The sequence below is a fragment of the Chitinophagales bacterium genome (assembly GCA_017303415.1).
Taxonomy (GTDB): domain Bacteria; phylum Bacteroidota; class Bacteroidia; order Chitinophagales; family Chitinophagaceae; genus SpSt-398.
Genome location: JAFLBJ010000003.1, coordinates 48,561 through 64,519, shown reverse-complemented (window position 1 = coordinate 64,519; position 15,959 = coordinate 48,561). Strand labels below are relative to the sequence as shown.

The following is a 15,959-nucleotide window of genomic DNA, read 5'->3' as shown; positions in this document are numbered from 1 at the left end:
TTATTTTCTGGCCAGATAAACCCCGGCCAAAATAACCATCAGACAGGCGATCTGAATGGAAGTCACCAATTCTCCATCCAGGAGTCCCCAGAAGATGGAAATAAAAGGTATTCCATAAGTGACCAGGGAGGCAAATAACGCCCCTGCATTCTTCACCAACACATAGAACAGGGCGGTGGCAATGGCACTCCCTACAATTCCCAAAACGGCCGAGGCAATCAGTGAATACTGCACGGTCTTATCCCCGAATGGTAAATAAAGAATATCCTGTTGCCAGAGTACAAGGGCAGTAGGAATGACCATAAAAGAGAGCGAAACAGTAGCCAGTTTTACCGGGTCCACTTCCCGCAGATATTTACTGACAATATTGACGTTGGTGCCATACAAAGCGGTTGCCAAAACGATCCAGGCCGCATATTCCAGGTTATCCAACCGGATGCCACCACGTGACAAGGTCAACAGGCAAAGTCCGGCAAATCCAACCAGGATGCCCAGAATTTGTTGGCGCTTCACCGTGGTACGAAAGACCAGCACTCCGATCACTACGACAAACAAGGGGGTGAGTGAATTGAGGATACCCGCCAGGGAACTATCAACCTTTTTGGCAATGGCCGCGGCAAAAAGGTAAGCGGGAAACAGATTGCCAAAAAGAGCGGAAAGAAGAACGAGATGAAGTTTATTGCGAGGGATCTGTCGGAAGTAAAGTATCCCAAATGGAAGAAAGACCAATCCCGCAGCAAAGATCCTGACCGATGCGATCTGGGTGGCATTTAACCCCTCCCGGCTCCACTTCATCAGGATAAAAGAACTACCCCAAATTATACAGAGCAGGATAAAAATCGCCCAATTGGCAAACCCTTTGCTGGAATTCATAAGCCGACAAAATTCACCAATCAGACTCAAAGCGACGAAACTTTTTTATTTTCGGTCATAAACACCTGGCATGGCAAAACAACTTACTTCCTTATCCACACGCGCTCCAAAGGATTTTGATAAAGAGAATACCAAGAAAAAGACCCGGGAGATATTAGATAAGCTGGATGACCTGCAGAACCTTCTTTTTGCCGAAGGCAAACATTCGGTATTGATCATCCTTCAGGGCATGGATGCCAGTGGAAAAGACGGAGTGATCCGGAATGTATTTGGACAAATGAACCCTCAGGGCGTTCGGGTACAATCCTTTAAAGTGCCTACCCCGGAAGAGTTATCCCACGATTTTCTATGGCGTATCCATCGCCATGTTCCGCCCAAAGGCATGATACAGATATTCAATCGCTCTCATTATGAAGATATCCTTGTTACCCGTGTCCATGGATGGTGTGATGATACGACCGCTAAAAAAAGGATGAAGGCGATCAATGATTTTGAACAACAGCTTCAGGAACACAATCAAACTCATATCCTCAAATTCTACCTCCATGTTTCACCCGAGGAACAGAATGAACGCTTACAGGAAAGACTTCATGACCCGGCCAAAATGTGGAAATACAATGAAAGGGACCTCGAAGAAGCCAAAAAATGGGATGACTACATGAAGGTTTACAATGATTGCTTCACCCACTGCAATCAGCCACCCTGGGTGATCGTACCGGCTGACCAGAACTGGTACAAGGAATTTGTGATCGCCTCACATTTGTACAATCTTTTACAGGGATTGGAGATGAAATACCCCGGATTAAAAAAATAAAAGGGCATGCAACCTTTTATGGTTCATAAACTACTTATGCTAACTTTATTTAATATTTCAAACATTTAAAAACCAACCATTATGGGAATGCTTAAAGAATTCAAAGAGTTTGCTGTAAAAGGCAATATGCTCGACCTGGCGATTGCCGTTATCATCGGTGGTGCCTTTGGGGCCATCATCTCCTCGCTTGTAGACGATGTGATCACGCCGCTTCTTCTTACTCCAGCGCTGGAAAAACTTGATGCGAAAGACATTGACCAACTCACCTGGGGGGCTGTCAAGTATGGTAAGTTTCTGGCCGCTATCATCAAGTTTGTAGTGATCGCCTTTATTCTCTTCCTGGTGGTGAAAGCCATGAACAGTATGAAGAAAAAGGAAGAGGCAGCTCCGGCTCCAACTCCGGAAGAAATTACTTTGCTTCGGGAGATCCGGGATGCATTGAAAAAGTAATTCGTTCGATTTATATTATCAGAAAATATGAAAAAGACACTACTTTATTTATTCCTTATCATTAGTTCGTTTACCCTTACCGCTCAAGACGGAACCGTCAAAGAACTTCAGTCAGCCAGTAATAAAGAGGTAAAAAGCCTGGACAGCATGGGCTGGAAAAAGGGCGGAACCCTGTTGATAAACCTCAACCAGGGCTCCCTGAGCAACTGGGCCGCGGGTGGAGAGCAAAATACGTTTGGCATAAATGGTTTATTGAGTTATGCCGTACAGTACAAAGCGGATCGATATACCTGGGACAATTTTTTTGAGATCGCCCTTGGGTTTCAAAATGCCACCAGCTTTAATAGATTTCGCAAGATCGATGACCGTATCGATATCACCAGTAAATACGGCCGGAAGATAGGAGAGGGAAAATGGTCATACGGCCTTTTAGCCAATCTGTTTACCCAGGCCATACCTGGTTATAATTACAATCAAACTCCGGAAGTAAAGATTTCGAATCTGTTTTCCCCCGGAAAGATCCTCCTGTCGCCTGGCTTCAACTACCAGCCCAGTGATAAATTTTCCATTTTTATTTCTCCGGCTACGGCACGTCTCTTATTAAAAACAGATCCTGATTTTCTGAATCAGGATCTGTTTGGAGTGGCTGCCGGAGAAAAATCATATTTGGAATTAGGTGCGTTTGCAACAGCGCGCTATTCAACACCACTTGCCAAATGGGCTACATATACTGGCCGGGTGGATTTGTTTAGCAATTACCGGCGTAACCCCCAGAATGTGGACCTGCTGATGACCAACCTGCTCACCCTGAAGTTTAGCAAGGCACTTGCTACCAATATCAGCGTGGATATTATCTACGATGATGATGTGATTCAGAAGACTCAGTTGAAGCAGATTTTAGGGGTCGGGTTGACCTTGAGTTTGTGACGGATAACTCGCTGAAAATGATACCTTTCTGAAAAATTCGGCATTTCATTCACCGAAACGATTAAACCATTATCTTTGGCTTCGGCCTGAGAAAGCCGGCGTATCAAAAACAACTAACTGTATGAGAAAATTAATTTTTACGTTCTCTGTACTATTTATTTCCTTTTCATTACTGGCTCAGACGAAGACAACTAAAAAGAAAAATGAACATTGGAAGCATAGTGGCTATCTCTCTTTGGCCTTTGGTCAGGGTGGTAGTCGCAACTGGTCTCCGGGTGCCGAACGTTTTTCTTTCCAGGGTTCCGCCCGTGTTTTTGTTCTGTCCGAATTCAAAGACGGACGTCATGCCTGGGATACTTACACCGACCTGGCATACGGTATGCAAAATACTACTACAACTGGTGTCCGAAAATCACAGGATAAGATAGATATCGTTTCCAAATATGGTTATTCCATCAGCAAAAAAGTAAACCTGGCTGGTTGGTTCAACCTCCGTACCCAGTTCAGCGATGGTTTTGACTACACCGAAACACCCAAAAGAAGGATCTCCGGTATCATGGCGCCAGGTTATATCACGGCTGCCCCCGGTTTTGAGTGGAAACCATGCAAAACGGGTGATCTCTCCATCTTCTTTACTCCGGCCATGGCCCGTTTGGTAGTAACCACCAACCGTCCCTATAGTTATAACTATCAGGGTGGTTTGAAACCCGATGGATCGACTGAACGCTCCCTTGCCGATAAATATGGAGTAGACCCTGAGCGCAAAGTAGATGGCGAAATTGGTGCCATGGTTTCTGCAGCCTATGCTAAAAAAGAATTGTTCAAAAACGTTGGTTTCCGCGCCCGCCTCGATGTATTCTCTGATTATATCGACAGAGAGCCCTGGAACATGGATGTTTTCCTGAACAGCCTGGTAACCATGAAAGTCAACAACTGGCTGATGGTAACCTATAGCTTTGACATGATCTATGACGACGACCAGAAGCAATTTGGCGCCCTGCGCAATAAACCCGCTGCTCAGTTACATTCCATGCTGGGTGTGGGAGTAGGCGTGAAGTTGTAAGAAAATCTTTACATACCTTCGTAATATCCCGTCTTAACAACGGGATATTATTTTTAATGCCAAACCGAGCAGTGTGAACAACGAAACGTACCAGATCAAACTTCCCCAGTTCGAAGGACCATTTGACCTGCTCCTTTTCTTTATTGAAAGGGATGAGCTGGATATTTACAATATTCCCATTACACGGATCACAAATGAGTTTCTGGATTATATACATGGCCAGGAGCAACTGAACATCGAATTATCCAGTGAGTTCATTCTCTTTATCTCCACCCTGATGCGGATCAAGGCTAAAATGCTCCTGCCCCGTAAGGAGATTGACGACCAGGGCAATGAGATCGACCCGCGCCAGGAGTTGGTAAACAAAATCCTGGAATACAAGAAATACAAAGAAGCTGCCGCTGAGATGGCTGAAATGGAGGCCATTCGTATGCTGATGGTGAAACGCGGAAATATCCACCGCGAATTGACGGGTATCGGGGAAGAAGAAGGAGAGGGAACGGAGATTCAAACCGTGACCTTGTACAAGCTGATGAAAGTGTTTGAGCGGGTGATGCAGAAGCTCCACGACCGGAACAATAAACCGGTACACACTGTTACCCGGTACAATTATACCATGGAAGGAAGCCGTGATTACATGCTCGAGCAGGCCAGAGAGCAACGTACCATGGCGTTTGAAAAAATATTTTCAAACTGCGAGAATCGCGTACATGCGATCTTCACCTTCCTGGCGATGCTGGAATTGGTGCAGCAGAAATTCCTTAAGATCATGATCGGGGAAGGAATGAATAATTTTATCATTGAATACAACGAGCCTGAAAACCGGATAGCTGAACTGGAAGCAGAAAGACTACCCGAAGGGCCCACACAATCCTGATTACCTCATTTTTAAAATATAATAACCAATGAAGAGTTACGCAAGCGCCAACTGGCAAGGATCCGGAAAAGAAGGCAGCGGTACGCTGACCTCCAAGTCCAAAGTATTGGAAAATACATCGTATGATTTCCGCAGCCGTTTTGAGGATGGCACATTTACCAATCCCGAAGAATTGGTAGCCGCCGCCCACGCCGGATGTTTCTCCATGAAATTGAGTTTTGTACTTGGTGCGGCCGGATTTACACCCGCCAGTATCGATACGAAATGCACCATCACCCTCGAAAGTGGCTCCATCACCAATAGTCATCTTGAAGTGAAAGCTTCGGTGCCCGGGATCGATGCGGCTAAATTTGCGGAGTGTGCAGCCGAAGCCAAAGCCAATTGCCCGATCAGTTTGTTGCTGAAGACGGAGATCACGATGGAAGCAGGACTGGTGTAGTAGGTCAAGATTTATTGATTAACCACAGAGACACATCGTTTTATTATTTCTCGCGGCGCGCGCAAAGTTGAAACATTCGTTGCGATCGTTGCCTCTTAGCGTACGCAGCGAGAAACTTATAAACTCTGTGTCTCTGTGGTTTTATTTAAAGCGAGGTGTTTATTTCACGGTAACTTTCTCCCCCATCATTTCGCGCACGGCCTCTACGATAGCCAGTGCATCATACCCACACTCTCTGTAAAGTTCCTTAAGTGTACCATGTTCTACGATCCGGTCGGGGATACCCAGGATGCGGACCTCATTTTTGTATCCATTTTCAGCCATGAATTCCAGAATGGCAGAGCCAAAACCTCCGGTCACAGTTCCGTCTTCCACGGTTACCAGTTTGGGATAGTGTTGGCATATATGATGGAGTAATGCTTCGTCAAGGGGTTTTACAAAGCGCATATCAAAATGACCGGGGTTGAGCCCGTCATTGCGTAATTCACGGATCGCATTAACAGCGAAGTTGCCCGGGTGACCCAGGCTCAGGATCGCGATACCGGTACCTTCCCGTAATGTCCGGCCTTTTCCGATGGTTATCTCTTTCATTTCTGTTCTCCACTCCGGCATTACCCCTTCTCCTCTGGGATAACGGATCACCATTGGCAATTGGGTGGATTCCAGCTGGGCGGTAAACATCAGGTTCCGCAATTCACTTTCATTCATGGGGGCGCTGATCACCAGGTTGGGGATGCAACGCATATAGGCTATATCATAGGCTCCATGGTGGGTGGGTCCATCTTCTCCAACCAGCCCGGCCCTGTCGAGACAGAACACAACCGGCAGTTTCTGGATGGCTACATCATGCACCACCATATCATAGGCCCTTTGCATAAAGGAAGAATAAATATTGCAAAAGACCCGGAGGCCCTGGGTAGCCATTCCCGCACTTACGGTCACCGCATGTTGCTCGGCAATACCTACGTCAAATGCCCGATCAGGCATTTTCTCCATCATGATCTTTAGCGAGCAGCCCGAAGGCATGGCCGGCGTAATACCAAACACTTTGTCATTCTTCTCGGCCAGTTCCACCATGGTATGCCCAAATACATCCTGGTATTTGGGAGGTTGGGGAAGATCAAATGTTTTTTTCTGGATCTCACCGGTGATCTTGTCAAACAGACCGGGTGCATGCCACTTGGTCTGGTCTTTTTCCGCCAGGGCATAACCTTTTCCTTTAACGGTCACCACATGGAGCAGCTTTGGACCCGGAATATTCCTGAGGTCTTTCAGGGTATCCACCAGTTTGGCGATATTATGGCCGTCAATCGGCCCGAAATAACGCAGGTTGAGCGATTCAAAGAGGTTACTGCTCTTGTTTACCATTCCTTTTACACTGGCTTCGAGCTTGCTGGCCATTTCCCGGGAGAAGTTCTTTCCTACGGGCAATTTTCCCAGCATATTCCAAACATCATCCCGGATCTTGTTGTAGGTATAGGAGGTGGAGATATCCGTCAGATAGCCTTTTAAAGCCCCCACATTGGGGTCAATGCTCATACAGTTATCGTTCAGCACAATGAGCATATCGGCATCCGTCACCCCGGCGTGGTTCATGGCTTCGAAGGCAAGACCGGCGGTCATGGCCCCGTCGCCGATCACGGCAATGGACTTGCGGTCGGTTTCCCCTTTATAATGGGCGGCCATGGCCATCCCGAGGGCGGCAGAAATAGACGTAGAGGAGTGGCCCACCCCAAAAGTATCGTACTCACTTTCCGAACGTTTGGGAAAGCCACTCAGGCCTTTATATTTCCGATTGGAAGCAAAATTATCGCGACGACCGGTCAGGATCTTGTGGCCATAGGCCTGGTGGCCTACGTCCCAAACCAACTGGTCATAAGGAGTATTGTAAATGTAGTGAAGGGCGACAGTAAGTTCCACCACACCGAGACTGGCCCCAAAATGTCCGCCGTGTACGCTCACCACATCAATGATGTATTGCCTGAGTTCATCACAGACCTGATGAAGCTTTTCCCGGGGGATCTTTTTAAGGTCCTCGGGAGAGCCGATGGTGCGTAAGAGCGGTCCGGGAGTAATTTCCATGTGTGGCGGTTTAAACGGCGTAAAATTAATGTTTTATACCAGTAACAGGGGTGTTTTAACAATTTTCCATAAAATAGGTTGGCCCATTTCTCCATTTAATGACCCAATTTGCCACTGGTCAAAAGAAAAACGGCAGGGGGGGTCGAATCTTATAATTTTGACTCTATATTTATAGTAATAATGTCTAATGCGAGAAAATACTGGATATTCCAGATGATCGGGTGGGGGATGTTCACCCTGATCAATATCTTTTTTGCCTTTGTTTTCAATAATATCGGGGAGGAGAAGTTCTATTATCGCCTGTTGATCTATGTGTCACTGGGTATCATGCTTTCCCACCTCATGCGGATGGTGATCGTATCGGCCGGGGTATTGATGAAACCCCTCAACCGGCAGATTCTCAACTTCTTTTTTATCACCCTGATCTTTGCTTTTATTGTTGGCGTGGCGGAATCCTACCTCCAGCGGGCTTTTGGACTTTCCCCCATGGAACGGGGTAGCGAAAAGGCGATCGCCATGCACAAAGTGATCCTTACCAATACCTTCTACTCTTTTATATACCTGTTTATCTGGAACTGTATCTACTTCATGTACCATTACATTTCCAAGAGCCAGCGGCAACAACTCGATACCCTTCGGCTGGAAGCCCTGGTCAAAGAACTGGAGCTAAAGACCATCAAGGCCCATATCAATCCCCATTTCATTTTCAATTCGCTCAATAGCATTCGCGCCCTTATTGATGAGAACCCTGGCCGGGCCCGTACCGCCATCACCGAACTCAGCAATATCCTGCGGAGCAGTATGCAAACAGAGAAATTGGAATTGGTGCCTTTTGAAAAAGAGTTGAATATTGTAAAGGATTATCTGGCCCTGGAAAATATGCGTTTTGAAGACCGGTTGAAAGTGGAATACGAGATCGATGAAGACACCCTCTTACAACCCGTACCTCCAATGATGTTGCAAACCCTGGTGGAAAATGCCATCAAACACGGCATTAGTCGCCGGGTAGATGGCGGGGTGGTACGCGTTATCTCTGATTTTAGGGAGGATTTCCACGAGTTGATCGTTCAGAATACAGGTACCCTCAATGGACATACCGTGGACCAGGAAGGTTTTGGTATTTCAAGTACGGTGAACCGGATCAACCTGCTCTATGGCGACAAAGCACATTTTGATATCAGGCAGATCTCCCCGCAACTGGTGGAGGCCCGGGTCCATATCCCGGTTGCCCAATAAATCACATACACATGCACATGAAAGCGATAATCATTGATGATGAACGCCTGGCACGCTCCGAATTACGCAAGTTGCTCCAGGAATTTCCCGAGATCGAGGTTATTGATGAAGCCACCAATGCCGAAGAAGGGCTTCAAAAAATTGACTCCCTGCAACCCGATCTGGTTTTTCTCGATATTCAAATGCCTGGTAAGACCGGTTTCGACCTGCTCTCAGAACTCGACAGGGCTCCCCATGTAATATTCACCACGGCCTATGACGAATATGCACTAAAGGCCTTTGAGGTCAATGCGCTCGATTATTTGTTGAAACCCGTTGAACCCAAGCGATTGGCCGATGCCATTCAGAAGTTACACCAGATTGAGATCAAAGAAGGGTTGCCCATTGGTGAAAATTATAACCGCAGCCTGCTGAGTGAACATGATCAGGTATTTGTAAAAGACGGGGAGAAATGCTGGTTTGTCAAACTCTCGGATATCCGCTTGTTTGAAAGCGTGGGCAATTATGCCAAGGTATTTTTTGGCCCCAACAAACCCCTGATCCTGAAATCACTCAATGCACTGGAAGAAAGACTGGATGAGAAAGTTTTCTTTCGCGCCAATCGTAAACACATTGTCAACCTGCGTCTGATCGATAAGATCGAACCCTATTTCAATGGCGGTCTGCTGATTGAATTAAAAGGCGGTGAAAAGATCGAAGTGAGCCGGAGGCAAACAGTGAAGTTTAAAGAAATGATGAGCCTTTAAATTTGTTTTACCGCTGAGAATAAATAATTCTTCAATACCAGATCAATGAGAAAACAAGCTTCGTTTTTCCTGTTCTTTTTCCTTCTTTCCCAGCAAATCTTTTCCCAGAACATTGACCAGATCATCAATGTAAATGAAGTTCGCCGTATTGAAACCTTTCTCGCTGCCGATGAACTCAAAGGCCGCCGCACTTTTTCTCCGGAAATTGACAAAGCCGCCGATTTTATTGCCAATGAATTCAAAGCTACCGGACTCCAAACGCTGAATAATAGCGGCTCCTATCTGCAATCCTTTGTAATGGTTCAGCCCAAATTCATCAGCGCTACAGGTGTTTTGGATGGAGTGCAAATAGAGACCAAGAACCTCATCGTTGTTACCTGCAAACCGGAACTTCAACTCAATGAAGGATCGGGGTACGAAAGAATAAAGATGGCCCCCAATGCCAATTTACTCCGCGAAGCACGCAGTCTGGCAAGTGCCGGAAAGAACAGGATCGTATTCGTGCCCACTTCGTTGGGCGCCAATTTTGGCCGGCTTACCGGATTGAAAAGGGGATTGTTCAAATCCGAATCAAGTGTGGTATTCGTGCTTACCGATAGTGATCCATCAACTTTTGCCTTTGAAGCCAAGCATGAGATCATAGAACAAAAGCTCGCCAATGTGGTGGGAATTTTACCCGGTAAAAGCAAGAAAGACGAATATGTGATCTTCTCGGGTCACTATGATCATATCGGTATCGGGAAACCGGTCAATGGCGATTCGATCTACAATGGCGCGAATGATGATGCAGCCGGTACCACCTCGGTGATCTTATTGGCAAAATATTTCAAGGCACTGGGAAATAATGAACGTACCCTGATCTTTGCGGCCTTTACGGCAGAAGAAGTGGGTGGCTTTGGCTCACAATATTTCTCCCGGCAATTCGAACCGGCGAAGGTGATGGCCATGTTTAATATTGAAATGAATGGGACGGAAAGCAAATGGGGCAAGAACTCCGCGTATATCACGGGGTATGAACGCACGGATATGGGGGCCATTTTGCAAAAGAACCTTGAAGGAACGGATTTTACTTTTTATCCTGATCCCTATCCCACGCAGAATCTGTTCTTCCGTTCAGACAATGCTACACTGGCGCGCTTAGGTGTTCCGGCGCATACGATTTCCACCGCCAAAATGGAGAATGAACCGCATTACCATAAAGTATCGGATCATGTGGAAACGCTTGACCTGGAGAATATGACCAAAGTGATCCAGGCCATCGCATTGAGTTCAAGAACGATTATTTCAGGAAAGGATACACCGGCGCGTGTTAAGGTCGAGGAGCTTTGAGAAATAATAAATATTTATAATTTCTTATTTTACCCGAGAGCCGCTATGAACAGCAGCAGACATATCCCTGATAAGCGCCGGATCTTTCTCAATCGCATTTCCCACCACGATCACATCGGCGCCTGCCCGGCAGTTTAAATATGCTTTTTCCGGATCTGTGATGCCACCTCCTACGATCAGCGGAACGGAAATAGAAGAAGCTACTTTTTCAATCATGGATTCGGTGATCGGTTTTCGGGCACCGCTTCCCGCATCCATATAGATCAGTTTCATGCCCAGCATTTCTCCCGCCATTGCGGTACACATCGCGATCTCGCTTTTATCAGCGGGTATAGGACTGGCATTACTGATATAAGAAACCGTGGTGGGGGCACCGCCATCGACCACGATATAACCGGTGGACATGATCTCTAAACCGCTTTTACGGACAAAGGGTGCAGATACAACGTGTTGGCCGATCAATAATTCAGGATTGCGTCCTGAAATCAGGGATAAGTATAGCAACGCGTCTGCATAGGGAGTTACCTGTGCGGAACTTCCCGGGAAAAGTATGACGGGAATAGAACTGTGCTTCTTTATGAACTGGACACACTCGTCGAGATAGGTAGAAATGACCAGACTGCCACCGACCAAAAAATAGTCCACCCTAGCTTCATGGGCCAGATCGATCAATCGCCGAAGGGAATCCTCATCTACCTTATCAGGATCGATTAGTACGGCAAAGGATTTTTTCCCATTCTCTTTCCGGTCTGTTAATGTCTTGTATGTATTCATCGGTAGAGTACAAAAATGCGATTTTTTTTTGGTTGTTGCGAGGTAGATGACGGATGACCGATGACGGATGACTGATGACGGATGACTGAGGACCGATGACTGAAGTCCCATGTTACATTACTGTCATCCGTCATCCGTCATCGGTCATCTGTCATCCGTCATCCATTATCCCCTCTATTACCTCCCTGTTACCAAATTGTTACCCCAAAGTTAGCCACCAGCAAGGCTTTCAGCCCATCAATTCCCTGAAATGCCTGTAAAATCAAGGGTTTCACCGTTTTAATCTTAATAAATCCTTAACAGTAGGGCGTTTCACGGGAGGGTGGATAAATAAAAATTTCTGTACTAAAAGTGGGTTGATTCACCAAAAAAATTTTTACTTAAAAATGTTGAAAAACAGTCGAATGCAGCCCTGTGTGGGGTTCCGGGGCATTTTCCACAAAGTGGGGATATTTGGAGGTTTGAAGGAACGATACTAAAAAATATTTTCGTTGACACCTTCCACACCGGGAGACGGATTACTAACCAGAGTACCAACTTTTAAATTCTTTTCTAATATGGCCAGCAAGAAGCAGAACGCCGCCAAGGGCGGGTTGCAGTTTCCTCGTCGCTTTACCCGTGACGATGTGAATGTGTTTGATTTGTTCGAATACGATTATCGAACATCGGTGATACGAAACCCCAGTGGGGAAGTGGTGTTTGAGATGACGAACGTGGAGGTACCGAAATCCTGGAGTCAGATCGCAACCGATATCCTTGCCCAAAAATATTTCCGGAAGGCGGGTGTACCCCAGCCCGACGGCAGCCTGGGTCGCGAAACATCCGCCAAGCAGGTGGCTCACCGTATGGCCAACTGCTGGCGCGTATGGGGTGAGCGCTATGGGTATTTCGCGTCGGAGAAAGACGCCCAGGTATTCTACGAGGAGCTGGTGTACAGCATCCTCAACCAGATGTGCACGCCCAACTCCCCCCAGTGGTTCAATACAGGCTTATACGAGAGCTATGGCATCAAGGGTAAGCCACAGGGGCATTATTTTGTTGACCCTGTAGACGGGAAGCTAAAGAAGTCTACCTCGGCATACGAACGCCCTCAGCCCCATGCCTGCTTTATCCTGAGCGTGGAGGATGACCTGGTGAACGAAGGGGGTATCATGGACCTTTGGGTTCGCGAAGCCCGTATTTTCAAATATGGTTCGGGTGTGGGTACGAATTTCAGCTCTATCCGGGGCGAAGGGGAGAAACTGAGCGGTGGAGGTACTTCCTCCGGGCTCATGAGTTTCCTGAAGATCGGTGACCGCGCCGCTGGTGCCATCAAAAGTGGAGGTACCACCCGCCGCGCCGCCAAAATGGTCTGTCTGGATCTGGACCACCCCGAGATCGTGGATTTTGTTGATTGGAAAGTAGAAGAGGAAAAGAAAGTAGCCGCCCTGATCGCCGCCGGTTATTCCAGCGACTATGAAGGCGATGCCTATCGCACGGTTTCCGGGCAAAACTCCAATAACTCGGTGCGTATACCCAACGAATTCTTTGAGAAATTGGAGAATAATGAAGATTGGGAATTGAAAGCCCGCAGCGATGGCCGTGTGATGCGGAAAGTGCCTGCCCGCGAACTGTGGAACAAGATCTCCTACGCCGCCTGGCGTTGCGCCGACCCCGGTACACAGTACAATACCACCATCAATGAGTGGCATACCTGCCCCGCCGGTGGAGAGATCAGGGCCTCCAATCCCTGCTCGGAGTACATGTTCCTCGATAACACCGCTTGTAACCTGGCTTCCGCCAACCTGATGAAATTCTTCGATACCGAGAAGAATATCTTCGATGTGGAAGGGTATGAGTATAACTGCCGTCTCTGGACCACCGTACTGGAAATTTCCGTACTCATGGCCCAGTTCCCTTCGCAGGAAGTTGCTCAGTTGAGCTATGAATACCGTACCCTGGGTCTCGGCTTTGCCAACCTGGGAACAGTACTCATGGTAAGCGGTATTCCTTATGACAGCGATAAAGCCCGCGCTATCGCCGGTGCCATCACTGCTATCATGACGGGTGTGGCCTATCGCACCTCCGCCGAGATCGCTCAATTCCAGGGTGCCTTCCCCCGCTATGCCGAGAACAAGGAGCATATGATGCGGGTAATGCGTAACCACCGCCTGGCGGCTTACGAAGCGGATGAGTATGAAGGACTGAGCATCAAACCTCAGGGAATCAATGCCCAGCATTGCCCGGATTATCTGCTTAAGGCAGCCTGCAAAGCCTGGGACGAAGCAGTCGAACTGGGAGAAAAATATGGCTATCGCAATGCACAAGCTACCGTGATCGCCCCCACCGGTACCATTGGTCTGGTGATGGATTGTGATACAACAGGTGTGGAGCCCGACTTTGCCCTTGTGAAATTCAAGAAACTTTCCGGTGGTGGATATTTCAAGATCATCAACCAATCTGTTCCTGCAGCCCTGCGTAACCTGGGGTATACGGAGAAAGAAGCGGACGCCATCGTAAAATATGCTGTGGGTCATGCGAGCTTTGCCGGTGCCCCGCATATCAATCACCAAACCCTGAGTGAAAAAGGGTTTATCGGAGAAGAGATCAAAAAACTCGATGCGGCTGTAGCCACCGCCTTTGAGATCGGATTTGTTTTCAATAAATATGCCCTTGGCGAAGAATGTCTCCAACGCCTGGGCTTTACCCCCGAGCAATACAATGATTTCTCCTGGAGCCTGCTTGAAGCCCTTGGCTTTAGCGAGGACCAGATCGATGCCGCCAATGATTATATCTGCGGAACAATGATGCTCGAAGGGGCACCCTATCTCAAGCCTGAACACCTGCCCGTTTTTGACTGTGCCAACCGTTGTGGAAAGAAAGGTGAACGCTTTATTCATGCCCATGGGCATATCCGGATGATGGGAGCTACCCAGCCCTTTATCAGTGGCGCCATTTCCAAAACGATCAACCTGCCCCACGAAGCTACCGTAGAGGAAATCTCTGATGCTTATCTGCTGAGCTGGAAACTCGGTCTCAAAGCCAACGCCCTTTACCGTGATGGTTCAAAATTGAGCCAGCCGCTGAGCAACAAGAGTGATAAGAAGAAAAAGGCAGAAGATACCAAGACGGAAGAGATCGCCGAAGCTGTAGTAAACGAGAGTGCCATTGTAGATATGGGCAAACTCACCATCGAAGAATTATTGGATGAAGTACAGAAACGCGTACAAGCTTCGCCTGATACCAAACTCAAACGCCGCCTCGCCAAGATCGTAGAACGCCGCACCTTACCCGCCAAGCGTCGTGGCTTTACACAGAAAGCCAAGATCAATGGACAGGCCGTATTCCTCCGCACCGGAGAATACGCGGATGGTACCATTGGAGAGATCTTTATTGATATGGCCAAAGAAGGCGCCACCATGCGCAGCATGATGAACTGCTTTGCCATCTCCATTTCGATCGGCTTGCAGTATGGTGTACCGCTGGAAGAGTTTGTAGAGAAATTTGTCTTTACCAAATTCGATCCCGCCGGCTTTGTTGAACACCCGAATATCCGTACCACTACTTCCATTGTGGACTTTATATTCCGTGTACTTGGTTATGAGTACCTCGGACGTACCGATCTCGTGCATATCCTCGACAAACCCGAGGTGAACAATACCGGGGCAGATGATTGGGATGATATCCCTACGACCCTTGAGTATGAAAAAGAACCCGAGTTGTCAAATGTACGCGTTGTAGGTTCGGTACAACCTAAGGCCACCAAAGCGGCGCCAAAAGCCGAAACCAGTCTGGATGCCGTGAATGCCGCTGCGCGCAGCATGCAAAGCGATGCACCCGCCTGTAACACCTGCGGACATATCACCGTACGCAGCGGTACCTGCTACAAGTGTTTGAACTGTGGCAATAGCATGGGATGTAGCTAAGAAGAAATTTGTTTAGGACGGAAAAACCATTGTAGAACGAGGATCCTGCTTTAACCGGCGGGATCCTTTCTTTTTACCAGGATTGTGACCAGGATTTACAGAATTGACCAGGGTTATCAGGATGTTTTGGATTATCAGGATTGAAGTAATCATAAAAATCAATCCTGCCAATCCTGATAATCTTGATAATCCTGGTAAATCCTGGTCTACCGAATTGGATGACACTTTCTATACTTCGCACTCGCCGCTTCACTTGGCGTCAATGCACGCATACAACCGGATAAAAATACAAGGGCAACGATGGAGAGAAGGATCGCTTTTTTCATGAGTGGATTTTGGGTGACCGGGGGCAAGATATATGCCAGAATCGGGCTGGGCAATAGGAAATGTACTTGGGTATTACCTCCCCCCACCGCACTCGCTTGCACCCAAGAGTCATGGCGG

At 47.5% G+C, this 15,959-nt stretch carries 13 protein-coding genes; 10 read left to right on the top strand and 3 right to left on the bottom strand.

The window, feature by feature from the left end; genetic code table 11:
- Positions 1–873 (bottom strand): DMT family transporter, encoded by an 873-nt coding sequence (locus tag J0M30_15405; GenBank protein ID MBN8668882.1) that lies wholly within the window; start codon positions 871–873, stop codon positions 1–3.
- A 70-nt stretch (positions 874–943) separates the two neighbouring features.
- On the opposite strand from J0M30_15405, the gene J0M30_15400 reads away from it, so the two are divergent.
- The 6 genes from J0M30_15400 to J0M30_15375 all read left to right on the top strand — a co-directional run bounded on the left by J0M30_15400 (position 944) and on the right by J0M30_15375 (position 5,443).
- On the top strand, positions 944–1,687 hold the full coding sequence (locus J0M30_15400; protein MBN8668881.1) for a polyphosphate kinase: 744 nt from the start codon (positions 944–946) through the stop codon (positions 1,685–1,687).
- An 81-nt stretch (positions 1,688–1,768) separates the two neighbouring features.
- Positions 1,769–2,137 carry a large conductance mechanosensitive channel protein MscL gene (gene mscL / locus J0M30_15395; GenBank protein MBN8668880.1) on the top strand — a complete coding sequence of 123 codons (369 nt, stop codon included), beginning with the start codon at positions 1,769–1,771 and terminating at the stop codon, positions 2,135–2,137.
- A 27-nt stretch (positions 2,138–2,164) separates the two neighbouring features.
- Positions 2,165–3,064, top strand: coding sequence for a DUF3078 domain-containing protein (locus J0M30_15390; GenBank protein ID MBN8668879.1), 900 nt, complete (start codon positions 2,165–2,167; stop codon positions 3,062–3,064).
- 121 nt (positions 3,065–3,185) lie between these two features.
- Complete coding sequence (locus tag J0M30_15385) at positions 3,186–4,127, top strand: DUF3078 domain-containing protein (protein ID MBN8668878.1); 942 nt, start codon at positions 3,186–3,188, stop codon at positions 4,125–4,127.
- A gap of 73 nt (positions 4,128–4,200) precedes the next feature.
- On the top strand, positions 4,201–5,004 hold the full coding sequence (locus J0M30_15380) for a segregation/condensation protein A (protein MBN8668877.1): 804 nt from the start codon (positions 4,201–4,203) through the stop codon (positions 5,002–5,004).
- A gap of 28 nt (positions 5,005–5,032) precedes the next feature.
- On the top strand, positions 5,033–5,443 hold the full coding sequence (locus J0M30_15375; GenBank protein ID MBN8668876.1) for an OsmC family protein: 411 nt from the start codon (positions 5,033–5,035) through the stop codon (positions 5,441–5,443).
- 159 nt (positions 5,444–5,602) lie between these two features.
- Here J0M30_15375 and J0M30_15370 read toward each other — a convergent pair whose 3' ends face one another.
- Complete coding sequence (locus J0M30_15370; protein ID MBN8668875.1) at positions 5,603–7,525, bottom strand: 1-deoxy-D-xylulose-5-phosphate synthase; 1,923 nt, start codon at positions 7,523–7,525, stop codon at positions 5,603–5,605.
- 180 nt (positions 7,526–7,705) lie between these two features.
- Here J0M30_15370 and J0M30_15365 point away from each other — a divergent pair, with 180 nt between their 5' ends.
- The 3 genes from J0M30_15365 to J0M30_15355 are packed head-to-tail and all read left to right on the top strand — an operon-like array spanning position 7,706 to position 10,836.
- Positions 7,706–8,761 (top strand): histidine kinase, encoded by a 1,056-nt coding sequence (locus J0M30_15365; protein ID MBN8668874.1) that lies wholly within the window; start codon positions 7,706–7,708, stop codon positions 8,759–8,761.
- An 11-nt stretch (positions 8,762–8,772) separates the two neighbouring features.
- Positions 8,773–9,507, top strand: a complete 735-nt coding sequence (locus J0M30_15360; protein ID MBN8668873.1) for a response regulator — start codon at positions 8,773–8,775, stop codon at positions 9,505–9,507.
- A 45-nt stretch (positions 9,508–9,552) separates the two neighbouring features.
- A complete protein-coding gene (locus J0M30_15355) occupies positions 9,553–10,836 on the top strand; it encodes a M28 family peptidase (GenBank protein MBN8668872.1) in 1,284 nt (427 codons plus the stop codon).
- 24 nt (positions 10,837–10,860) lie between these two features.
- Here J0M30_15355 and J0M30_15350 read toward each other — a convergent pair whose 3' ends face one another.
- Complete coding sequence (locus tag J0M30_15350) at positions 10,861–11,610, bottom strand: geranylgeranylglyceryl/heptaprenylglyceryl phosphate synthase (protein ID MBN8668871.1); 750 nt, start codon at positions 11,608–11,610, stop codon at positions 10,861–10,863.
- Between the two features lie 557 nt (positions 11,611–12,167).
- Between J0M30_15350 and J0M30_15345 the strand changes: the two genes are divergently transcribed.
- A complete protein-coding gene (locus tag J0M30_15345; GenBank protein MBN8668870.1) occupies positions 12,168–15,515 on the top strand; it encodes a vitamin B12-dependent ribonucleotide reductase in 3,348 nt (1,115 codons plus the stop codon).
- Positions 15,516–15,959: the final 444 nt, after the last annotated feature.